Here is a 23,045-nt window from a genome sequence, read left to right on the forward strand (position 1 = left end):
AATAAATGGTCGTTCACCCCATCTAAACTTAAGGCGAATACACTCAACCCTAAAGTCAGGAACAACAATAAGGTTTGTCCAGACAAGTTGAATGATTTAACCGAAGAAAATTTACTATCCACAGAAAATTTTAATCCTCAACACCACAAAATTAAAGGACTGGAAAAAAATACAGGGTTTCGGTCAAGTTTGACAGTTTCCCCGTTTCGATTTCTAGCCTTCTAATAAATCATCATCATCATCGAGATCATCATCATCGTAAGCGGAGTCATCAACGGACATGAGTTCGGAGATTTCCTCTTCATCATCGAGATAGTCAACGGCTGTACTGCTGACGGTATCTCGTTCAATCAGACGTCCCGTTGATTCTAACCAAGTCAAAAGTGAAATTTCTTGCTTAGAAGGAATCACATCAGCAGGTTCATGAACAGGAATTTCGCGCAACGATGGATTGAGCATTTTTAGTTTCAGGTGTCAAATAGAAGTCAGTTACACTTGATGTAATTTTACACAATCATTGATTATGGACAGTATCATAATTGTTAAATCTATATCGAACCTTATTGATTAAAAAAGCTAACCTATATTAAAGAAAATATAATTTTAAATTATGATTAACTCTAAAAAATCCTTTTTGCTAGAAATGATTGCGGGTAAAAATCGAGGTTTACTCGCCTCCGAAACCGATAAAGTTGCTATTTTAGCCGCTATTACTCAACTGGAAGACTTTAACCCTAACCCTCGACCCTTAGAAGTTCCTCAACTGTTAGAGGGAAATTGGCGCCTGTTGTATACCAGTAGCGATGAATTATTAGGAATTGGTCGTTTACCGTTATTGAGATTAGGACAAATTTATCAATGTATTCGGGTAGCCGAACAGAAAGTTTACAATATTGCAGAAGTTCAAAGTTTACCGTTATTAGAAGGATTAGTAAGCGTAGCAGCACAATTTGAACCCGTTTCAGATCAACGAGTAAACGTTAAATTTAATCGTTTGATTATTGGTTCTCAACGCTTCATCGGATATCAGTCTCCGAATCCTTTTATTGCGGATATTGAAAAAGGTAAAAAATTCATAGCCATTGATTTTAGTTTACAAGAACGGGATCAAAAAGGCTGGTTAGATATTACCTATTTAGATGAAGATTTAAGAATTGGACGGGGAAATGTAGGGAGTGTGTTTGTGTTAACAAAAGTTGTTTAATTTAAATGTAGGGTTAAATTGAGTTTTTACCTCAAAGATGGCATATCCATCGACCAATGGAAGCCATTTGTTGATCATTGGTAAGATTAGCTGCATTTTCTAAAACTCCAGTTTCAAGTTGATACCAAATTTCTCTAGCCATGTTTTTTTCAATGGCGGCACCAATAAAAAAAGTATGGGGTTTAAGTTCAATCTTTGAGAATGCAATCACAATTCTCTGTAACGCGGTTCGTGCTGTTTTCCAATGTTCATCTGCACCTGCTGGATCAATTCCTCCTTTCAGTTCTCCTAATGCAATATAGCTGGAGGGTAATTGTTCTTTTTGAGTTAGTTCTTCTGGAGAACAATTCAATAAACATAAATCTATATTATTACCTACAACACTAACTTTTCGATTCAACATTAAAGTTCGCTGTTCACTTTCAGATAGCCAATTTAACCCTTTTAAATATAATTCAATATCAGAATCATCTTCCAGCATTGGTACCCATTGATTCGTGACAGAATGTAGCCATCGATAAGATTTTCCTGAAATTCTTAATATAGAAATTAAGGTACGAATTAGCTTTCGTTGTGCTAGAATTCCTCCTGCATTACGCATGGAGCCGCCTAATGTCTCTCCCCGCGTTAATAAAAATCTAAAAACTAACTCTTCTACAAAATTTGTTCCAGCAGGTTCTAAAAAGTTTTTAATTAGTCCTTGAATTGCATCAATTTTATCTTGATTCTCTAAATATTTAATTGCTTTATCAGAAATTCCGGCTGCTGTTATTAAAGCGGGTTGTATATCTAAAATATTGATTAGATCTGTAGGGTTTTTAGCTTGAGATGCAAATAGTTTAAGCGTTCTTGCTTGTTCAATAAAGGGAGTTGCTCTACGATTTTTTTCCAAAGCTAAAGCCACAAAACCTGAGCGAGTTGCTTGATAATTTGTAATCAGATCTTCACTACTCGTCAAATGTTGTAGATAGGGTCGTGTTGCTGTCATTTCCCATTTCTCCAAATATAAATACACTTTCTTAAAGGTTCTCGTCCATGTAGTCCCATCTGTTGGCTACTATTTCCTTTACCATTAGGTAAGACAAAAATATTTTCAATATAAAATCCTAATTCTTCTGCGATTTTAGACAGAATTAAATCTACAGAAATACTGATTCCTGCATAACGAACATTATCATTTACCATAATTAAAGGTGCATGAGGCTTCATCACTCTACCACACTCTTGAATGACACAAGCCATTTCATAAAAATAACCTCTAATCATTCTAATGATTCCATTATTATTTAATAAATTTTGCTGTTTTTGTTGTTCTAAATTCTTTAAAATAAATTGTAATAATTTTTGATTATCGGCTATATTAATTGCGCGTCTCCAGTCAGAATTAATTTTTAATAAATCTTTCGTTTTATTCTCAACCGTACAACTTAACATTTGTTGTCGAAGGTGTACCAGTTCTTTTTCATTGATACCCAGTAATGCTAATTCTAAAGCATAGGTTCGAGTATAGTCATAACGATTACAATAAGGTGGAGAAGTAATCACAGCATCATAGTAATTTACAGGTAAAGTTGGAAGAATATCTAAACATGAACCTTGATAAAGTTTAATATTTCCTTTATCTAAATTACCAGAAAAAAGCTCTAATTGTTGACTAGATGGCTGAATATCTTCAATAATTTCATCAAGCTTATTAACAATAGCTTGTTCAAATTTAAGGATTTCTCCCTTGTTAAAAGGAGTTTTTCCTTGTCTATGGTTTGAGCGATAATCCCAGCGCAAATATTGACCATCTTTGCGTGTATAACTAATTTCTTCTAAGACACATAATAAAGCAAAAAATAATAAACTTTTGACTTGCTGATTTTCTAATTTTAAAGCACCTCTATACTTTTCAATCAATCGTTTTGTTTCGTCAGGATAAGCACCTTCTGTAATTTTTAGTTCAGGTAAAGGCTCTAACTCTTGTGTCTCTAACCAAGGTTTATGTTTTTTCCAATATTCAATTCTTTTTAAGTCTTCTATGCTCAAATTTAAGTCAATGATTTTTCGCGTGTTAATGATTTCCTGGCCAATCGGAAGTAATTCAATACCCTCTGCATCAATCCCACAAGAATTAGCAGCAAATAAAGTGGTTCCACTCCCAGCAAAAGGCTCTAAAATATTACCTTGATTAATTTGATATTTTTCAAGCAAATATTGAACAAGAGAAACTGAAAAAGCTTCTTTATACTTAAAGCAACGATAAAGAGCTTTAGTTTTATTAGCTTGAAAACTAACTAAGGTTCGATTAAATTCTGGCTTGAAAACTAACTTTTCCGAGAAATATTGCTGAAGTTTATCATCTAACTCTGTAATCTGATCAAGACTAAAGAGGGTTAAGCTTTTACAATTTTGATCCAAGGGTTCTATTAACACAGATGTATAAGTTAAAAATATTAGTAAAAACTTTACAATCATATCACAAAAGTTTATAAAATTCTAGTTAAAGTTGCATCAGAACGGATTTTGACTCCTGCGATTATGCTAGAACTTGGTTATAATAGAGAATCATAAATCTGATGTGGGATTTTGAAAAATATAATCCACTTCAGTTGATCATATCTTTACAAACAACATCAACATTTTATGCTAAGTTCCAACGGATTTGAGTTATACAACCCGTCCTATCTCGTTGCTTCCATTCCTAATTCAGACTTATCATCAACGCTCCAAGATCAATACTTATATGATAGTCAAGTTGATATTTCAGAAACTGGAGAAGTCGTTGCTAACTTTTTTAAGTGTAATCCTTTATTACCAGGGGTCATTTTAACTCAAGATCAAGATTTTTTTGGGATGATTTCTCGACAACGTTTTTTAGAACGGTTAAGCCGTCCCTATGGAATTGAACTGTTTTTGAAGCGTCCATTAAAACTGTTGTATCGTTGGGAAAAAAAAGAAGTTTTAATGTTATCAGGTTCCACTCCCATATTAGAAGCAACTGAAATGGCTTTACAACGCTTACCCGATTTAGTTTATGAACCCATTGTTGTTCAAGTTGAACCTCAAAGTTACCGACTTATTGATATGTATCAACTGTTACTTGCTCAGTCTAAGATTCATAAATTAGCGAATCAATTTTTACATCAATTATATCATGAATTACAAATTCAAGCCAGCTTAGATGGATTAACACAAGTCGCTAATCGTCGATTTTTTGATCAATATTTTGATCAAAAATGGTTACAACTGAAATCCACTGAATTTCCCCTTTCTCTGATTTTTGCTGATGTTGATTATTTCAAAGCTTATAATGATAGTTATGGACATCAAGCTGGAGATGATTGTCTCAAACAAGTGGCTCAAGTGATCACCAAAACTGTCACCTTAGATCAAGGTTTAGTGGCTCGATATGGGGGAGAAGAATTTGTTGTAGTTTTACCTAAAATCGGACACAAACAAGCGATTTTAATCGCCGAAAAAGTCCGAGAAAATATCAAAGCGATTCAGCTTCATCATCCCAATTCTTCCATAAGTTCACAGATTACTCTGAGTTTAGGAGTGGCGACCGTAGAATTTGGAAATCCAGAAATAATGAACAAAATTAAAAACCCAGGAGATTTAATTATTGCGGCTGATCAAGCGTTGTATCAAGCGAAAAATCAAGGACGAGATCAAGTTGTGAGTTCCAGTATGAGACATCCTTATCTTTGGGTGATGAGTCCCTGATTTCTCCTGCAAAATTCTTAAAAAATAGTCAGAATTAAAAAGTGATTTTCCCTGTGCTAACCCTGTCTTTTGGGTTCTAGGCGTATTTAACCCCAATTAGTTTAAAAACAGCTAAAAATCTTAATAATAGGTTAAATTTAAAATTTTGCTTCAACTTATAAATTATAGAATAAAATAGAATAAAAGGCTTTCAGGGTAAAAAAGCATCCCTTCTCCTACAAATTTAACGTTACTCTACTTTCATGAATACGGTTATGTTTAATGTATCCTCTATGGAAACGCCATCCTCACCTTTTCCTTTTTCCTCCATTCATAATTTAGAGTTAGAATCTACCCTCCAAGAATTATTTTTATATGATATTCAGGTTGACATCAATCAACCTGGAATGATTCTGACTCAAAAGTTAGAAGTTAATCCTTTAATTCCTGGGGTAATTTTAACTGAAGAAAATCAATTTAGTGGGATGATTTCCCGACGGCGATTTTTTGAATACTTAAGTCGTCCCTATGGACGAGAATTGTTTTTAAAACGTGCGATTCGATCCTTACAACGGTTTGCTCAAACCGAATTATTAATCTTACCCGGAAATACTTTAATTGTAGAAGCTGCTCATAAAGCCGTACAGCGATCGCCTGAATTACTATATGAACCCATTGTCGTTCAGTTAACCGAAAATTGCTATCAACTTTTGGACATTCAACAGTTATTAGTCGCTCAATCTTATCTGCATCAATTAACAACTGAATTATTACGTCAGCACTCTCAATCTCAACTCATTCAAACGGAAAAATTAGCTAGTTTAGGAAAAATGGTAGCAGGAGTAGCCCATGAAATTAAAAATCCAGTAAGCTGTATTTTAGGAAATTCTAACTGTCTTTTAAATTATTATCATGATTTAATGAGATTAATTCAAGCTTATCATGAAAATACTCAACAACCTTCTCCAATGATTGATGATATTAAAGCAGAAATTGATTTTGAATTTTTACAACAAGATTTAGGAGACGTGATTAAAAGTATTACTGTTAGTTCAGAACGTCTCAGTCAACTGGTAAATAGTTTACATAGTTTTTCTCATATGGATGGTAGCCAACGCCGAGAAATTAATATTCATGATTGTATTGATGGTACGTTATTAATTCTAAAAACTCGCTTAAGACAAGGAATTGAAGTAATTAAAGATTATGGAGATATTCCTTTAGTTAACTGCTATTCAGGTCAACTCAGCCAAGTTTTTATGAATCTAATTTCTAATGGTATTGATGCTTTAGAAGAGGTAGATAAAAGCAATCAAAATCCTAGAATTATAGAGGTCAAAACTCAAATTAAAACCCGATCAGAACGTGAAATTTATCCAGCCCAGTTAGCACAACTTTCCCAAACCAATCGTTTATTATCGGGTTTACCGACTCACCTTCAAACAATCTCTTTCATCAATGAAGATACAATTCATATTAATTCAGTCTCCAAATGGGTTTCAATCTGTATTCGGGATAATGGAGCCGGAATTCCTCAAGAGATTCAATCTCAGATTTTTGATACCTTTTTTACCACGAAACCTGCTGGAAAAGGAACAGGATTAGGATTAGCCATTAGCCACCAAATTATTAGTGAAAAACATGGCGGTCAACTCAATTTTGTTTCTACCCCAGGAGTCGGAACCGAATTTGAAATTTTATTACCTATTTTTTAAGGTATTAAACTCGATAAATTATGAGCCGCTTGTTTTAAAGGATCTAATAAACTCAGAGATAAATTAAATTGATTTAACTGACCCACCCCATGATAGTCACTACCCCCGGTCTTTAATAACCCATACTCATCACAAAGTTTTTCTAAGCGTTGAATTTGGGAGAAACTATGATAAGGATGATAAACTTCCAGACCCATTAATCCCGCTTCTAATAATTCGTGAAAAACCGTTTCAATCTTTCCACCTTGATATAAATAAGGATGAGCCCAAACGGGAACCGCACCACAAGATTTTAACAGTTGAATTCCCTCAACAATTGAAAATTTTTCATACTGAACAAAGGCGGGTTTATGTTCTCCTAACCAACGTTCAAATGCTTCTTGACTAGACTGAACATAACCCGCTTTGACCAGCGCCATTGCAATATGAGGACGGGAAGCAGCGACTCCTTCTCCCATCGCTTCTAACTCAATCGGATAACCGAGTTCAGCCAGTTTTTTTATAATTTGATAAGCTCGATTTTTTCGTCCGTTTAAACGTTCTTTTAGGGGAGTTTCCAGTTTATTCTTATCAGGATAAAATCCTAAAATATGTAACGATCGTTCATGATGAACGGTTGATAATTCTACACCCGGTACAATCTCGATATTTCGCGATGTCGCCGCCTGAAATGCTTCTTCCCAACCGGATAAAGTATCGTGATCTGTAATCGCTAATGCTTTGACTCCGGCTTCGACAGCAGCCATCACCAGTTCAGTGGGGGTGAGTTGACCATCGGAGTAGGTGGTATGACAGTGAAGTTCTAACATCGCTATAACATTTCAAGGGAACAGCCTGCCTTGAGTATAGTCCGGTCTATTGTGACTGGATCTTGCTCCTCCCCCAAGAGTTTGTTAAGATTTATAAAAATTATTAATTTTATTTACATGAGTTTTTTTCATCCCACAGAACCCATTATCCGCAGTAAACAGTACCATCTCGAAATCCAAGATTTAACAGAATTATTAGAAATTAACTTAAAATTCGGCAAGATAACGCTGTTATCGAATTTATACACTCGAATTGACCTAGCATTTTTACTGTGGGGTGGAATTTCGTTAATTATCTTTCTCATCGCTCAGTTTTTACCGATTAGCTGGAGTACCCAAGCTTATTTATGGTCAATTTTGACCTTAGTGGGAACCGTTGCCATGATGGTGTTAAGTTACTATTGGGTCAAACTGAAACGAGTGACCTGGATGCTCTATGGGTGGGCGGGATTGATGGTATTAGGTTTAGGATTAACAAATCTGGGGATTTTTTGGGGATGGTCAGAGATTTTAATTCATATTTGTCCCCTGTGGTTAGGATTATGTGGATTAGGCTATTTAGGCACAGGAATTGGATTACATTCTCGCGCCTTTTTAATTGCCGGATTTTTGCATTTATTGGGAATTTTATTATTACCTTATTTCATTAATTGGCAATTTTTAATTAGTGGGTTAATCTTGGGGGGAACCTTGTTATTTCTGGCTGAATTCAAATGGGATATGTGTTCCCCTCTCGAAAGTTATTTACTGGTTTCTGAAGAAATTCGTTTCAACCGCAAGCAACATCAACAAATGCAGTTTTAGGATTCTGGAGTCGATAAGGTGAGTAAAAATGCTAAATTAGATTCGGCTTTTAACCCATGAGGCGCATTCGCCGCCATGAACACAAAAACCCCAGGTTCTAATCGAATCTCTTCTCCATTTAACGTTAAAATCCCTTCTCCTTCTAACACTTGAACTATTGCATTTCGACTCGAAGTATGTTCAGAAATATCCGTTCCTTTTGCCAAACAAAATAACGTATATTGGCAAATATTATCCTTCCAAAGCACTGAACTTAAAATTCCATCGGCTGAGTATTGGATTTTATCTTTTAAGTTGACCAATTTATCGATCATTGTTAAATCCTTTTAATTCAGTTGATAAGTTTGCAGAAAGTCCTGAATGGTTTGATAGATTAAATAAGCTTGTTCTGGAGAAAAGTTACCATGACCTGCCCCCATTAAAGTTAATAATTGATTCGGCACCCTATATTCATCTAACTTTTGGTGCATTTTAACCGCTTGTTCATAGGGAACTAACTCATCTTGATTCCCATGAATTGTTAACACAGGAGGTAATCCTGAACGAACATAATGAATCGGGGAAATTTGAGCCGCTAATCCTTCAGAATTCGGTTGATTTCCAAACCAATAAACTGCATAATCCTTGCGATTTATTCCAGTGAAAACATCCTTAACATCCATAATCCCAAATAGATTAATAATCGCTGCAACATTGAATTCAGTTAAATCCTCTAGTTTTTGATCATCGCTGATTTTTATCCCGCTATCAAATCCAGTAGAATTCGGTAAAATACTGCATAAAGTTGCTAAATGTCCTCCGGCTGAACCGCCAATCACAACAATTTTATTACGGTCAAATTGATACTCATCAGCATGGGAAAAAACCCAACGTAACGCACAACAAACATCTTCAACAGCCGCCGGAGCGAACGCTACACCCCCTAAACGATATCCAACATTAACTATAGACCATCCTTGAGTCAAAAATGGAATCAATTGGGGAACAATTTCTTCCTTTGTTCCTGATATCCACCCCCCTCCATGAATAGCAACTAAGGTTTTATTTTTTCCCGTTACGGTTTTAGGTCGATAGATATCCAGAAAAACCGTCACATCATCAATTTTACGATAGGAAATATTGGGATAAACCTCTATTCCTTCAAAAAAGAAACGTCCCAGTTCAGCAAAATTGAACATCAACATAAATTAGGTTAGGTTTTCAAACCTCCATCAAGGTGTCAACAATCCGATACAATAACCCTTAATTATCATAAATGGAGATGCAATAGATGACTGGAGAAATCTTCTCAACTGCCCTGGTCTGCTTTTCTTTAATTCTCGTCGGTCTCGGTGGTGGCTTCCTGTTACTGAAAATCCAAGGCGGAGAGTAGGGGAGTACGGGAGTAGGGGAGTACGGGAGCAGGGGGATCACGGGGAGCAGGGGGAGCAGGGGGAGCAGGGGGAGCAGGGGGGAAGAAGAAATGATTCACTCCTGACTTCTGACTCCTGGCTGCTGATGTAAAGTTTTGTAAAAAAATGAGAGAATGTTTGATACCATACTTAATAAACTTTAAGCTTCAGACTCATATTCATGACTTTATTAATTGTCGGTGCGACTGGCACGTTGGGGAGACAGGTGGCGCGACGCGCGCTCGATGAAGGTTACACCGTGCGTTGTTTAGCGCGCAGTTACCGCAAAGCCGCATTTTTAAAGGAATGGGGAGCCGAACTGGTTCCTGGGGATTTATGCGAACCAGAAACCTTAAAACCTGCATTAGAAGGGGTAACGGCTGTTATTGATGCAGCTACGGCCCGTCCCACGGATTCATTAGGAATTAAACAGGTAGACTGGGACGGAAAAGTTGCTCTGATTCAAGCCGCCCTTGAAGCCGGAGTTGAACGGTTTATTTTCTTTTCCTTTTTGGATGCTGAGAAATATCCTCAAGTTCCCTTATTAGAAATCAAGCGTTGTACCGAACTATTTTTAGCCGAGTCCGGTTTAAACTACACCATTTTAAGACCCTGTGGATTTTTTCAAGGGCTCATTGGTCAATATGCCATTCCCATTTTAGATAAACAAGCGGTTTGGGTTCCGGGGGTCAGTTCTCCGGTGGCTTATATGGATACCCAAGATATTGCTAAATTTGCAGTTAAAGCTTTATCTGTTCCTGAAACTGAGAACAGAAGTTTCCCAGTGGTGGGTTTCAAAGCCTGGACAGCCGAAGAAATTATTGCTTTGTGTGAACGCAGTAGTGACAAAACCGCTAAAATTACCCGTACCCCAACGGAAATCCTACGACTCTTCCGCCAAGTCACACGCTGGTTTCAGTGGACTTGGAATGTGTCTGACCGTCTCGCTTTTGCCGAAGTCTTAGCCAATGGTCAGTCCCTGGAAGCCTCGATGGATGAAACCTATCAAGTGTTTGGCATTGACCCCAAGGAAATCAGCACCTTAGAAACCTATATGCAGGACTACTTTAGTCGCATTATGAAAAAACTTAAAGAATTAGAATATGAACAGGAGAAGCTCAAAAAGCGCAAAAAAAGGAGCAATCCCTTCAAGCCCCTCTAACTCAACGCAATCGCCCAAAGACAGGGTATGCTTTAACAATCGTTAAATTTTTGTCTCTAATCAGAATTGGGATGAAAATCCCGGTTCTGTTACCACCTCTAACTTTTTTAAACCCCATTTAAGAAGACTTCGCGTGTCCAAAGTAGGGATTATTTACAATGATGCTAAACCCGCCGCTTGTCGTGCTGCGACCGATATCAAAGACAAGCTTACAGCGCGGGGAATCAAGGTTTGTACTGCACCCGGAACCGTGGGAATATTGGGTTATGCCACTGGGCCAGAAGCATTACATCGGACTCCGATTGATAAAATAGCCCCTCCCGATTTTGATCAGGAAATGATGTTGGCTATTGCTCTCGGTGGGGATGGAACTGTTCTCTCTGCCTCCCGTATCCTGGCCCCTCAAGGGATTCCGTTATTGGCGGTGAATACCGGTCACATGGGATTTTTAACCGAAACCTACCTGAATCAACTTCCTGTGGTTTTGGAACAAGTGCTTTCAGGAGACTACATCGTTGAAAACCGCACGATGATTTCGGTCGAGGTTTGTCAGTCCGATGACGTGCTCTGGGAAGCTCTATGTCTTAATGAAATGGTGCTACACCGAGAACCGATGACCTGTATGTGTCATTTTGAAATTAAAATCGGCCGTCATGCTCCGGTGGATATTGCCGCCGACGGAGTGATTATCTCCACGCCAACGGGTTCAACGGCTTATTCCTTATCAGCCGGAGGTGCAGTGGTGACACCTGGGGTAGAAGTGTTACAATTACTCCCTATTTGTCCCCATTCTCTGGCTTCACGGGCTTTAATTTATGGAGAAAAAGAACCTGTGATTATTTATCCAGCCAGTCCCAATCAGTTAGTGATGGTGGTGGATGGAAACGGAGGATGTTATGTTCTTCCTGAATATCAGGTCAGAGTGCAGCGCTCAGACTATCACGCTAAATTTATTCGTCTCCAACCTCCTGAATTTTTCCAAGTTCTCCGAGAAAAATTAGGCTGGGGACTGCCCCATATTGCCAAACCGACTTCTGTAGAATTACCCTGAAGAGGGCAGGGGGAGCAGGGGAGGCAGGGGGAGCAGGAGAGGCAGGGGAGGCAGGGGGAGCAGGGGAGGCAGGGGAGGTAGGGGGGAAAATTTCTATTGCCCATTGCAAGAGTGCCTGTTCCCTGTTCCCTGTTCCCTTTCTCAACTAGGTAATTTATTTTGCGCACGCACTTAACAAATTAATGAGTAAGCAGGGGTCAGATCATCATCCTTCAATTTTAGTGGTTGAGCCAGATGAACTGTTAGCTCAACAAATTAGCCTGGATTTGGAAGAGGCCGGTTATTATCCGATTGTGGTTAATAATGGAACATCAGGTTTACATCAAATTGCAGAATTACAACCTGCATTAATTGTGATAGACCGACTCTTGGGAGGAGAGTCAGGACTGTCTTTGTGTCGTCAATTACGAGATTTGGGAACCCGTACCCCTTTATTAGTGTTAATGGCAAAAGATAGCCTTGAAGATCGCATCGCTTGTTTAGAGGCGGGAGCCGATGACTATTGTTTAAAGCCCTATCGCACCGAAACTTTTTTAGAACGGGTGAATTTGTATTTACAACCGACTATTAGCAATAATGATCAATTGCGGTTTGGGGAGTTAGTCTTGGATTTAGCCACCCGTCGAGCACTTCGCAATGGTAGAACCATCGAATTGACGATGAAGGAGTATGAGTTACTCAAATATTTAATGGAACATCCGCGAGAAGTCTTAACCCGTGAACAAATTTTAGAGAATGTTTGGGGTTACGACTTTTTGGGTGAGTCTAACGTTATTGAAGTTTATATTCGTTATTTACGACTCAAAATTGAAGACGAAGGTGAAAAACGCCTGATTCAAACGGTTCGAGGCGTTGGATATGTCCTCAGAGATGGTTGACGGTTAGCGGTTAGCTGTTGACGGCTTTGTACTGAGCTTTGCGATGCACTGAGCTTACCGAAGTCTCCAACTATCGAAGCATTGACCGTTGACGGTTGATGCTTCAAAGTCAGCGACCGAGGACGGTCGCACTCGTTCCCCTTTCCCCCTGCTCCCGGTGCTCCCTGTTCCCGACGATACAAAAAATATCAAAATTCCCTCAGATGCGATACAATCTTTTGTCGCTGATGATACGGATTTTTTGAGGAGGTTGAACATTCAACTGTTAGCGGGATTGGAAGAGAGTTTGCTCTTGGCTTCTATCCCAACAGCCTTAGTCTCCATGGGCTTTGGGGTGATCTGTGTTTTATTGGTTAGCTGTTCATCCCTATTTTCATCGGTTTCAACAGCACAACCTTTGAATATCGGCACTGGGATGTCTCAGTCTTCAGCACAAACCCAAAACAATCAAGGTCAAATGTTACCGATTACGGCTCAGGTGACCATTGCAGGGGAAGTGATTCAACTGGAAGTGGCTCAAACCCCCCAACAGCAAGCATTAGGTTTGATGTATCGGACTGCTTTGGCTGATGATCGAGGAATGTTATTTCCCTTTGAACGACCTCGCATTGTGGGATTTTGGATGAAAAACTGCAAAATTCCCTTAGATATGATTTTTCTCGCGAGTGGGATTGTTCAAGCCATCCAAGTCAACGCCCCTCCTTGTCAAGATGAATCTTGCCCAACTTATGGCCCTGATGTTCTGGTGGATCAAGTGATTGAACTCCGGGGAGGACGTTCTCAAGAATTGGGTGTTAAAGTGGGCGATCGCATCCCAATTCAGTTTCTGGATTCTCAGCGATGAGCTTAAAGTTAAAAAAAACTTTACAAAAGTTCATGTAATTTGTTAAAACTTTAATGATAACGTCTACACAACAGTAGACAAATTTACTAACCTGTCTACTCCAGCACTGTTAAGCGGATCAGCAGTGAACTCTATACCATTGATTTATTCTTCTTAGGTGTGAGGAAACGCAAGCAAGCCGAGGAAATTGATCCATGACAATCTTGATCGGTTGTCCCGGCTAATCTTGAGTCAAGTTCGCTTCAGTGAACAAGGTAAGGTTCAATAACGATGACACTGTGGCTCTAAGGTTTAGGGTTTCATAATTTCTCTCGTTTGACAGGGAAATGCTTATGTCTGCCGACAGATTGGTTTTAAGAGTTGCACCTGTTCTACTGGTTAATAGCTTCTTGAGAAGTTAGTTCGTGACAGAACGGAATGTGGCTACTACTCAATTGTGCGGAATTTTAGTCGCAGCTCATGTAGATGCGTGAGGAGAAAAACTGAGGAAACGATTGTGTAATACGGCGGTCGTTTTCGGACAACTGAACAGCCCTAAATTCATGTTCTGAAGCTGAAAAGCTCAGGCTTTATAAGCATCTCAATTTTTAACAAAAGGTGCTCAACACCATTGTTTATTAAAAAATTTTTTGAATTCCTGAAGGGATTTTCTATTAGGAGGTGAAAGTTAGAATGACACCCAGCAATTATTCTCGGTTTATTCGTTTTTTACAGGATGAATTATCTTTGTCCCCAGACTCTATTGCCATGGCAGAACGAGCCAATCATCCGACGGATTCTCAACATAAATATATTGATCCGAGTCCGGTATCAATGACGCTGTGGCAATATGGTTTAGTGACATTGGAACAGTTAGATAAAATCTTTGACTGGTTAGAAACGGCTTAAGTCGAGACACCCTTGCGGAGCCTATAGCCTAGGGTATAAACTCAGCTTAGATAGGCTCCTGTTTTTGACATGGATGAAGGATTACGCTTCTTTGACAAATCGCATAATTTCTCGAACATGATTGAGAAATTGTCCATCGGCGGTTTATTGGGCGATCGCATTTTTTGCATCTTTTTCTAACCCACATTGCATCGGACAAAATGTATCCGTTTGAAGGAAGGAATCAAGCAGAAAGATACATAAGTTGATTAGGTCTAAATTTTTAAAAGTTGTTATTAGCAGCAGATAGATTATTTTGATAGCCATCTTGAATACCGACTCGATAAAAAGATTGAAGTTTTAGGGTTGACGGTTAACGGTTAACGGTTAAGATTCAGTCAACTAGGATGCTGGCACTACTGCTGTTATCTTTTGATATAGGTTCAGCAATTCTGTTGCTAAATCCTCGGCTTGTTCTCTAATTTCTCGCACTGCGGTTGTTTCCCAACGGCATCCTTTACAAGGAGAACCTAATGTATATAATTGTTGAGAAATAGTTCCTTCTTGATCAATTAATGCACCATTTTTAACAACATCTAACCCTAAATTTAACGGATCACAACGAATTAAACCGACTTGGAATAAGTTAACAATTAGGGGATGTTGAAGCTTCTGGTAATCACCCCATGAACTGGTACAATTAATAACAAAACTAACTTTTAAACTCAATAATTCTTGATTATGTCTTTGACGAATCAACACTTCTACGCTATCAGGATTTTCAGAAAACTGTAAAATGCGACCTGCATAAACCATGACCTGTTGCTGGTTTAATAAGTCTTGAATTTCTTGGTAGATCAAAGGTGAAACTCGATGGCGACAAACATCCCAATAAGCTTGAACATGCCGTAAAAAACGGGATTGTTCTTGAGGTGAAAGATGATTCCAAATTAATGGGGTGTCTCCCCGTAAAGCATCAATCACGGCTCTCCAATTATAACCTTTTTCAGTGGCTATTTTAATTTCTTCTCGAATTCGACTCACTAATTCGCGGGTGGTTTTCGGAAAGAATTCAGGGGTTAAAAATGGAGGGAAGGGTTCTATTTTTTCATGAGATTGAGGCAATAAGCCGTGTCGAGACACTAAATAAATTTTTCCTTGATATTCTTGTTCTTTTAAGGAGGCAATAACATCAATCGCGGTTAATCCTGTTCCGATTAATAAAATGGGGTCAGTCAGCGATCGCAACGGTGGTTTTAACTCAGACCAAGCCCAAGGAAGATAACGAGAACTTTGATAAAATGAAGGATTATAAATAGGAGGATTTGTTGGCGGTAAATTTCCGATGGCTAAAACCGATTGATCAACATGAAGTGGTTCTCCACTCTTTAAAATAATGGTTAATTGATTAGAGGTGGGATGAATGGCGATCGCTTCATCCTGAACTCGATATAAACAAACTCCTATCCTAGCTTTTTGTTCAGCATTCTGTAGAATAGAGCGCAAATATTCGCCATAAAACTTTCGAGAAACAAAGGTTTCAGATGTAATTAACTGTTCAGGATAACGAAGATTAAGCCAGTGGAGAAAATGCTCTGGTTGATCGGCAAACGCACTCATTTTTCCAGCAGGAACGTTGAGTAAATGTTGGTCTGAAGGAGTCCTATAGGCAATTCCTTCACCGAATTGGGGTTGGCGTTCAATTAAATAAATTTTTAGCGGATGGATTGCTTTTTGTAGCAGATGAATTGTCACCATCACACCACTAAAACCGCCACCAATAATTGCAATGGCTTGAGTCATAAATCAATATAGAGTTTGACTTGTAAATTTTGATATAGATCAACTGCTACCACTTTCTCGGATAGCAGTTGATAAGCTGGGTTTAAATTCACTTGTATCATAATTGTATTGTAATTCATTTAGAATGTCAAGTCAAGTCCATCAGCCCTTGAAGGTAGAATGGATCACATCCTGAACCGTTGATATCTCGGTTGTAAGTCCCTGAAAGGGAAGGTTCCTAAGATAAGAACGTTTACCTAGAGACGGGCAAATTCTTTTAATATTCGTTACCCTGGACTTAGGGAGCACAATATTTTCAGTTTCAGTCATCGATCACCAATGAAACTTGATCAGAAGAAAACGTCCCGTTCTCTTGAGCTCCCAAATCCCAACTTCAGAATCTCATGACTCAGGAATTTCATATTTCCGTCACCCCGGTTGGGGACAATGAATATTTAGTGCGGACAGAAAAAGTCGCATCTGGCGTTCCTCTCGCCGAAGAACAAGTTAAATGGCCTGTGGATGAATGGTTAGACCACACTCGCCAACTGATGAATGATCCTTTATTGGGTTTATTAAACGGCCAAACTGTAATTCCATTTCGGGCTGTGGGAAAAAAAACAGAGACTCAGTTAACCACTCAGCCATCTGTCTTGAGTTTAGTGGAATTAGGCCAAGCCCTTTATCATGGGTTATTTCAAGGAACGTTACGGGATAGTTGGACTTGTGCCCAAGCCATCGCTCAAAATCGTCAGGAATTATTACAATTACGATTAGGCTTAAAAGGTAGACGCTTATCGAGTTTGCCTTGGGAAGTTTTACACGCGGCAGATCGTCCGATTGCCACAGGAACAGATGTGGTTTTTTCCCGTTATCAACCGGGGATGAATTCTATTCTCCACAGACAAGTTAGAAAACCCAATCAACCTTTAAAAATTTTAATTGCCATTGCCGCACCCACTGACCAGGAAAGCCTACACCTAAAGCGGGAAGTGCTGCATTTACAAGAAGAATTACGCCGGGAAAATAAACGGAGTCAAGGAAATTCTTTAGAATCCATTGCTCCTGATATTCAACTCACGATTTTAGAACAACCGGATCGAGAACAACTCACGCAAGCGTTAGAACAAGGTCAATATCAAGTCTTTCATTATGCTGGACATAGTAATTTAGGCATTTCTGGAGGAGAATTATATTTAGTTAGCCGTAGAACAGGGTTAACAGAAACCTTAAATGGAGATGATCTAGCCGGATTATTAGTTAATAATGGGGTGCAGATGGTGGTGTTAAATTCCTGTCGAGGAGCCTATGGAAATACACCCAATATTAGTGATGATACTGCCCAATTGAATCTTGCTGAATATGCGGTTAAACGTGGAATTCCAGGGGTTTTAGCAATGGCAGAACGGATTCCCGATGATGTGGCATTGACGTTAACGCGGTTATTATATCGCAATTTGAATCAAGGTTATCCGATTGATTTAAGTTTAAGTCGAGCCAGACAAGGATTAATTTCTGCTTATGGCTCCCATCAACTTTATTGGGCTTTACCTATTTTATATTTACATCGAGAATTTGATGGGTATTTAACGGCAATTCAATCTTATAATTCTGTTCAGGAAGAAAAAGAATTTTCCCCCTTACTTTCTTCACTATCCCAACGGGATTTAGGGGTGAAATCTACCTTTAAAACCCTATCCTTATCTGAAGGAGAGAGTATGAATGAGGATGATGTTGAAGATGTATTAGAGAATCTAGTTTGTGATGATTTAGGGCATCTTTTTGAGGATCAATTTGATGATTCCTTTCCCGAATATCAGGGTTTAAATGAATTAGAAAATACCGATTTTATTGGAGATTTTTTGCGTCAGTCAACGGTTCCAGAATCTCAGCCAAAACCTGTAACTGTTGAACCGCATTCTACCTCTGTATCGCCCCAATTAACAACTTCACCATCGGGTCTTATTTCTCTATATCCGTTGAAGGGAAAACGAGTTTTATGGGTGCTGCCATTTATCTTAATATCTCTCGGATTTGGGGTTTGGTTCGGTCAAAATCGAGCGTTACAGTCAGAACGATTCAATGGTGAGGGAAAGGCATCTGAAACCACTCTGGTTCATGCTAATTCCAGTCAACCTCAAGCGATGGATTTAAAAACAGCAAATACCGATTATGTTTTAGGAATTGCCGTTGAACAATTTTATCAACGCAAGCTATTAGCGGCTGAAGAAGCTACAACAGAATTATTAAATCGAGGAGCGTTACAAGAAGCCAAAGCGGCGTTAGCGGCGGTGCAGGTTCAGGATCTGAATCATCCGATTGTTAATTTTCTGAATGGTCGGTTAGCTTGGCAATCAATTCAACAGGGAAGTGCTGATTATAAAATTGATGATGTGCGCCGATACTGGGAAAATGCCGTTCAACAAAATCCTCAATCTGTTGATTATAAAAATGCTTTGGGTTTTGCCTATTATACCGAAGGAAAGTTAGAGAATGCCTATCAAGTTTGGACTCAAGTTTTAGAGGTTGAAGAACCGACTTTCGTGGGAAAAGCTAAACCAGGAACGGTAAATTATACCCAAACTCAATTCAAACAACAAGATAAGTTAACTGCCTATGCAGGATTAGGATTAGTTTGGCGAAAATATTCTCAAACTTTACCTGAAAAACAAAAAGCATTTATGTTGAGTAAAGCCGTTAAATTTAGTGATAAAGTGCTTAGTGAATCTCCAACCGAGTTTCAACCGAATCAATTATCTCAAAATTGGATGTGGTCTAAAGAGCTAATTCGGGATTGGCAATTATTACAACAAGAAAAATAAAGATTTTATAAATTTAATTTAAAAAATTAATAAAATTATACAATGAGTTGCTTCATGTAAATTCTTCTAACCATTTCATAAAGGCTTTCAGACTGGCGATCTTGTCAAAGCTGTTGTTACCAAAGGTAAGAAAAAAGGTAAGAAAATAGGTTTTTTTATTTAGGTCGAGTTCTCTGTTGCGCATCTGGTGGTTTCGATCTGGTCACTCCCCAGGGAAGAGTAACAGGAATTAGCCACAAATATTGGCAAGCAGTTCATCAAAAGGATGATTATTCTTATGGGTTTTGAGAATTGTAGGCGGTTCAACCCGCTTGGGTCGGTTTTCATCCTTGCTCGCTTATAGACGAGGCTTCTAACCTTCCCATATTTTTCTTGTGATTCAGGAACGACAACGGGCTGAAGGATTGACAGCTAAATGACGCGAATTAGGAATTGATCCTGGGGAGAATTAAATCCTAATTGATCCTGTTTCTAGGTAAAACCTAGAAACAAGAAAGATTTACAAATCAATCAAGGGTTCTGTGTCGTCAATATTAGGTTGAGGAGCAGTTTCAACAGGGGGAGTTGAAACATTATTATCCGTTGGTTGTTCAACAGGTTCGCTGGAAATATTATTATCAGTTGGTTCTTCAACGGGTAAAGTTGAAACGTTGTGATCAGTTGGTTCTTCAATGGGTTTTATGAGTGAACTATTGGCTCGAACAAAACAGTTTGCAGGTGTACCATCACTTTTTTTCTTAATAAAAATCCAAGGTAAAAATTGATCATCAAAGGTAATCACAAAACCGCCATAGCTAGGCTGTGCCCGGAAGACTTCATCGGGTTTTAAAGCCGTGACCGCAGGCCAACTACTAATAGCAGGAAATCCGAGGTGATCAGGATTCCAAATCTCTTCAATGCGGGCATTTCCCATGCGACAATTCAAGCCATTTGGGTCAGGATCAACCACTTGCCAATATAAATGATCGGATTTAGTCATATAGTTGCCGCGATCATTCGGTTCAGGGAGAGATTTGGCAGCCCAAACCGGTGTGATTCCCAATAGGAAAACCAACCCTAAACCTAAAATTACTATCCTATAAATTGCTTTGAATCGGTTTAGCATCATAGTCCTCATTGAATTAAGATTTTTCAAGTGTACGGAGTATCCCCTTTGATTTAGCTGAGAAGCAACCCCAATCTAGGGTTACAAAAAAAATTGGGTAGCGTTCTAGGGCTATCCATCCTTTTAATTCTAACACTCCTGTCAAATTTCATTAAATAATATCAAAAAAGAAAATAAGTGCTTGTGCAAAATAAATTACCGACTGGAGAAAGGGAACAACTGAACTGGGAACAGGGAATTATAAATGTGTCAATAATTATGTTGAGGTACTGAGTCAATCAGAATACTGATTGATTGGCTTTGGCAATTACAATCCAAGGTTCTGTTGCTGTTAAACTATTGTTAATTCAATCTTTTCCTGTTTACTAAAGATTGTGGGAATACTATTAATCCCAATCATTGAGTATAACCTGAAGGAGTTTCTAGCCAATGGTAAGTTATCAATTTCCACCGAATTTTATGTGGGGAGTGGCGACAGCTTCCTATCAAATTGAAGGTGCCGTCACTGAAGGAGGACGAAAACCCAGTGTTTGGGATCGGTTTAGTCAAACACCGGGGCGGGTTTTAAATGGAGAAACCGGTGATCTTGCTTGTGATCATTATCATCGTTATGAAACAGATATTCAACTCATGGTTGAATTGGGAATTAAACATTATCGATTTAGTATTTCTTGGCCAAGAATTATTCCTGATGGACGGGGAACAATTAATCAAGGAGGAATCGATTTTTATCAACGTTTAGTAGATACTTTATTAAACAATGGAATTACCCCCCATGCTACCTTATTTCATTGGGATAGTCCCCAAGCTTTAGAAGATTTATATGGGTCTTGGCGCAGTCGAGAAATAGCTCATGATTTTGCTGATTATGTCGGGGTTGTTGTTAATAAATTAGGCGATCGCATTACCTCTTGGATGACCCTGAATGAAATTCCTTGTTTTACCCATTTAGGCTATCAAGTGAATGCCCTTCCGCCCCATGCACCCGGAACCGTTGTTTCTCGACCCAAAGACGTTTGGCAAACCTCCCATCATGCTTTATTAGCTCATGGGTTAGGAGTGCAAGCAATTCGAGCCAATTCGACGGTTCCTTGCACCATTTCTTTAGTCGATAATTGTGCCGTAACCGTTCCCCTAACCGAAAGTCCAGAAGATATTTTAGCCGCCCAAAAGGGTTTCGCCCTTTGTGGTCAAAATGGAGGAATTATCTTTCCCGCTTTAACGGGTTCCTATAGTCCGGTCTTATTAGAATTATTAGGCAATGAAGCCCCGGATATTTTACCTGGAGATTTAGAAATTATTCATCAACCCTTAGACCAATTAGGTTTAAATCTTTACTCAGCAACTTATGTTCGTGCGTCTGATCATCCTCTGGGCTTTGAATTTTTAGGACTCCCTAAAGGATATCCTCGAATGAATATGCCTTGGTTGAATATTGTTCCTGAGTGTATTTATTGGGGAATTCGTCATATCAGTGAAACCTTAAATCGAGCCGATTTACCCATTGTCATTACAGAAAGTGGATGTGCGGCGGAAGATGAATTAAACGCCCAAGGTGAGGTGATTGATACCGATCGAATTATGTATTTACGTCAGCATTTTAAATCAGCCCATCGTGCCGTTTCTGAAGGATATCCCTTAAAAGGATATTTCGTTTGGAGCTTAATGGATAACTTTGAATGGGCTTGGGGTTATCAACGGCGTTTTGGCTTAATTTATATGGATTATACAACACAAAAACGGATTCCTAAAGCCAGTTTTCAATGGTATGCTGAATGTATTCGGCAAAATCGGGTTGTTTAACCTCATCTTTTAGCCTAGAGAAAGCTTGAAACAACATCGATTTAGATCGGTTAAAAACGATCAATGATATTTAGCTTAACCCAAAATTTCATCTCAATAGCCTAAAAAATAAACCTTCACGCACTTGATTTTTGGCCCAAAAGCCTTGCTATCAAAACTCTAGTCTACAAAATCTTAAATTTAGATGCTGAATCGAAAGCTCAGGAGTACACTAATCAATCATAACTACCTGCTTTTAGCTATGAATTTATAAGCCGTAATTTTCCAATGAATTTTTAATAAAATTTTAACAAATCAAGTTTTGTCAAATAATTTTAAGCAATGGGGTTTAAACTCCAACAACAAGGTATCATAAAAAACAATGTTTCTCCAAAACAGCAGTAGCCTTCACGGGAACTCCAAAACTGGAATTTTGTCGAAACTGAGTAGAGTCATGGGTTTCACTGTGACGATGATCACAAAATTGAGTTGATTAAATCACAGGATTAACCGCATATCTATCACTGAAAATCAATAGATTTTTAGTAAGATTAAAATCGTAGAATTTTATTCTATGGTTGTCTAACTGTATTTGCCTCCGCTTTTTATAGGAACCCCCAATGATTTCCCCAAAACAAGCACAACTGATTCAATTTTTACGCTGGGAGTTAGCAATCCCGGCCTCCTCAATTGCGATGGCTCTCCGCCACCCGGAACAGGATTCAGGTCAGTTACCGATGATCCTGTGGCAGTATGGATTAATTACAATCGAACAACTTGATCGGATTTTTGATTGGTTAGAACGATTTGGCAGCATTCTGGAAACACGGCCAACTATGTATCCTCATCCTGATTCTTTAGGGTCTTCAGCAGAAGAAGCGGTTCATCTCTCGGCATCTCTAGTGGCGTAATTCTTGAGAGGTTTAATCCTTTGAGAAAACGGCTTTAATGTAATCTGAAAACTTTTGTCTATGCCAAAACGTTTAACAAAACGATTTCAACACTTACAACCTGAATTGAACAATCAGAAGTCAGCTTTCAGTCAGCACCCCGCACTGAAGTGACGGGGCTTCATGCCTCTAGCTTCAATTAGTTGACCAGCCTAAGTCTTAACTGACTACGTTATCTGAGTCAAGATA

The 23,045-nt window shown here is 38.6% G+C and carries 22 protein-coding genes; 13 read left to right on the forward strand and 9 right to left on the reverse strand.

All coding sequences use genetic code 11. The features are described from left to right. Positions 1–213: 213 nt before the first annotated feature. Entirely contained in the window at positions 214–459 is a 246-nt protein-coding gene (locus ACKPEB_RS20235) for a DUF3134 domain-containing protein (protein WP_408966800.1), read from the reverse strand. A 151-nt stretch (positions 460–610) separates the two neighbouring features. Between ACKPEB_RS20235 and ACKPEB_RS20240 the strand changes: the two genes are divergently transcribed. Beyond that, entirely contained in the window at positions 611–1,204 is a 594-nt protein-coding gene (locus ACKPEB_RS20240) for a PAP/fibrillin family protein (protein ID WP_408966801.1), read from the forward strand. Between the two features lie 31 nt (positions 1,205–1,235). On the opposite strand, the gene ACKPEB_RS20245 is transcribed toward ACKPEB_RS20240, so the two are convergent. Both ACKPEB_RS20245 and ACKPEB_RS20250 read right to left on the reverse strand, forming a co-directional pair. Beyond that, positions 1,236–2,192, reverse strand: a complete 957-nt coding sequence (locus ACKPEB_RS20245) for an AvaI/BsoBI family type II restriction endonuclease (RefSeq protein ID WP_408966802.1) — start codon at positions 2,190–2,192, stop codon at positions 1,236–1,238. Then, positions 2,189–3,664 (reverse strand): DNA methyltransferase, encoded by a 1,476-nt coding sequence (locus tag ACKPEB_RS20250; protein ID WP_408966803.1) that lies wholly within the window; start codon positions 3,662–3,664, stop codon positions 2,189–2,191. Before ACKPEB_RS20250 ends, ACKPEB_RS20245 begins: the two co-directional genes overlap by 4 nt. 168 nt (positions 3,665–3,832) lie before the next feature. Between ACKPEB_RS20250 and ACKPEB_RS20255 the strand changes: the two genes are divergently transcribed. Both ACKPEB_RS20255 and ACKPEB_RS20260 read left to right on the forward strand, forming a co-directional pair. Next, complete coding sequence (locus ACKPEB_RS20255; RefSeq protein ID WP_408966804.1) at positions 3,833–4,915, forward strand: GGDEF domain-containing protein; 1,083 nt, start codon at positions 3,833–3,835, stop codon at positions 4,913–4,915. Positions 4,916–5,169: 254 nt separating this feature from the next. Beyond that, positions 5,170–6,609 (forward strand): sensor histidine kinase, encoded by a 1,440-nt coding sequence (locus tag ACKPEB_RS20260; RefSeq protein ID WP_408966805.1) that lies wholly within the window; start codon positions 5,170–5,172, stop codon positions 6,607–6,609. Here the strand turns inward: ACKPEB_RS20260 and ACKPEB_RS20265 are convergent. Next, the gene (locus ACKPEB_RS20265; protein WP_408966806.1) at positions 6,606–7,418 is read right to left on the reverse strand and encodes a PHP domain-containing protein; all 813 of its coding nucleotides are present in this window, start codon (positions 7,416–7,418) and stop codon (positions 6,606–6,608) included. The genes ACKPEB_RS20260 and ACKPEB_RS20265 overlap by 4 nt on opposite strands. 117 nt (positions 7,419–7,535) lie before the next feature. Between ACKPEB_RS20265 and ACKPEB_RS20270 the strand changes: the two genes are divergently transcribed. Next, entirely contained in the window at positions 7,536–8,222 is a 687-nt protein-coding gene (locus ACKPEB_RS20270) for a hypothetical protein (RefSeq protein ID WP_408966807.1), read from the forward strand. Here ACKPEB_RS20270 and ACKPEB_RS20275 read toward each other — a convergent pair. After that, entirely contained in the window at positions 8,219–8,536 is a 318-nt protein-coding gene (locus ACKPEB_RS20275) for a cupin domain-containing protein (protein ID WP_408966808.1), read from the reverse strand. The genes ACKPEB_RS20270 and ACKPEB_RS20275 overlap by 4 nt on opposite strands. Before the next feature lie 12 nt (positions 8,537–8,548). Next, positions 8,549–9,406, reverse strand: coding sequence for an alpha/beta fold hydrolase (locus tag ACKPEB_RS20280; protein ID WP_408966809.1), 858 nt, complete (start codon positions 9,404–9,406; stop codon positions 8,549–8,551). 86 nt (positions 9,407–9,492) lie between these two features. Here ACKPEB_RS20280 and petM point away from each other — a divergent pair, with 86 nt between their 5' ends. From petM to ACKPEB_RS20310, 6 genes are all read left to right on the forward strand, one after another. After that, positions 9,493–9,594, forward strand: coding sequence for a cytochrome b6-f complex subunit PetM (gene petM / locus ACKPEB_RS20285; protein ID WP_072717448.1), 102 nt, complete (start codon positions 9,493–9,495; stop codon positions 9,592–9,594). A 200-nt stretch (positions 9,595–9,794) separates the two neighbouring features. Continuing rightward, on the forward strand, positions 9,795–10,775 hold the full coding sequence (locus ACKPEB_RS20290) for an SDR family oxidoreductase (RefSeq protein WP_408966810.1): 981 nt from the start codon (positions 9,795–9,797) through the stop codon (positions 10,773–10,775). Positions 10,776–10,908: 133 nt separating this feature from the next. Beyond that, entirely contained in the window at positions 10,909–11,826 is a 918-nt protein-coding gene (locus ACKPEB_RS20295) for an NAD(+) kinase (protein ID WP_408966811.1), read from the forward strand. A 182-nt stretch (positions 11,827–12,008) separates the two neighbouring features. Further along, entirely contained in the window at positions 12,009–12,704 is a 696-nt protein-coding gene (gene nblR / locus ACKPEB_RS20300) for a response regulator transcription factor NblR (protein ID WP_408966812.1), read from the forward strand. A 322-nt stretch (positions 12,705–13,026) separates the two neighbouring features. After that, complete coding sequence (locus ACKPEB_RS20305) at positions 13,027–13,548, forward strand: DUF192 domain-containing protein (protein ID WP_408970105.1); 522 nt, start codon at positions 13,027–13,029, stop codon at positions 13,546–13,548. Positions 13,549–14,220: 672 nt separating this feature from the next. After that, complete coding sequence (locus ACKPEB_RS20310; RefSeq protein ID WP_408966814.1) at positions 14,221–14,436, forward strand: DUF2949 domain-containing protein; 216 nt, start codon at positions 14,221–14,223, stop codon at positions 14,434–14,436. Between the two features lie 381 nt (positions 14,437–14,817). Here ACKPEB_RS20310 and ACKPEB_RS20315 read toward each other — a convergent pair whose 3' ends face one another. Both ACKPEB_RS20315 and ACKPEB_RS20320 read right to left on the reverse strand, forming a co-directional pair. Further along, positions 14,818–16,218: an FAD/NAD(P)-binding protein gene (locus tag ACKPEB_RS20315; protein ID WP_408966815.1), complete on the reverse strand. Its 1,401-nt coding sequence runs from the start codon at positions 16,216–16,218 to the stop codon at positions 14,818–14,820. Then, the gene (locus tag ACKPEB_RS20320) at positions 16,215–16,337 is read right to left on the reverse strand and encodes a hypothetical protein (RefSeq protein WP_408966816.1); all 123 of its coding nucleotides are present in this window, start codon (positions 16,335–16,337) and stop codon (positions 16,215–16,217) included. The genes ACKPEB_RS20315 and ACKPEB_RS20320 overlap by 4 nt, the downstream gene beginning before the upstream one ends. Before the next feature lie 264 nt (positions 16,338–16,601). Between ACKPEB_RS20320 and ACKPEB_RS20325 the strand changes: the two genes are divergently transcribed. Next, positions 16,602–19,019, forward strand: coding sequence for a CHAT domain-containing protein (locus ACKPEB_RS20325; protein WP_408966817.1), 2,418 nt, complete (start codon positions 16,602–16,604; stop codon positions 19,017–19,019). Positions 19,020–19,518: 499 nt separating this feature from the next. Here the strand turns inward: ACKPEB_RS20325 and ACKPEB_RS20330 are convergent, their stop codons facing one another. Continuing rightward, positions 19,519–20,127: a hypothetical protein gene (locus tag ACKPEB_RS20330; protein WP_408966818.1), complete on the reverse strand. Its 609-nt coding sequence runs from the start codon at positions 20,125–20,127 to the stop codon at positions 19,519–19,521. Between the two features lie 426 nt (positions 20,128–20,553). Between ACKPEB_RS20330 and ACKPEB_RS20335 the strand changes: the two genes are divergently transcribed. Together ACKPEB_RS20335 and ACKPEB_RS20340 are read left to right on the forward strand one after the other, a co-directional pair. Further along, entirely contained in the window at positions 20,554–21,927 is a 1,374-nt protein-coding gene (locus tag ACKPEB_RS20335; protein ID WP_408966819.1) for a GH1 family beta-glucosidase, read from the forward strand. Positions 21,928–22,526: 599 nt separating this feature from the next. Further along, positions 22,527–22,817 (forward strand): DUF2949 domain-containing protein, encoded by a 291-nt coding sequence (locus ACKPEB_RS20340; protein ID WP_408966820.1) that lies wholly within the window; start codon positions 22,527–22,529, stop codon positions 22,815–22,817. Positions 22,818–23,045 lie beyond the last annotated feature (228 nt).

The sequence above is a fragment of the Planktothrix sp. genome, from assembly GCF_046067725.1.
Lineage (GTDB): Bacteria > Cyanobacteriota > Cyanobacteriia > Cyanobacteriales > Microcoleaceae > Planktothrix.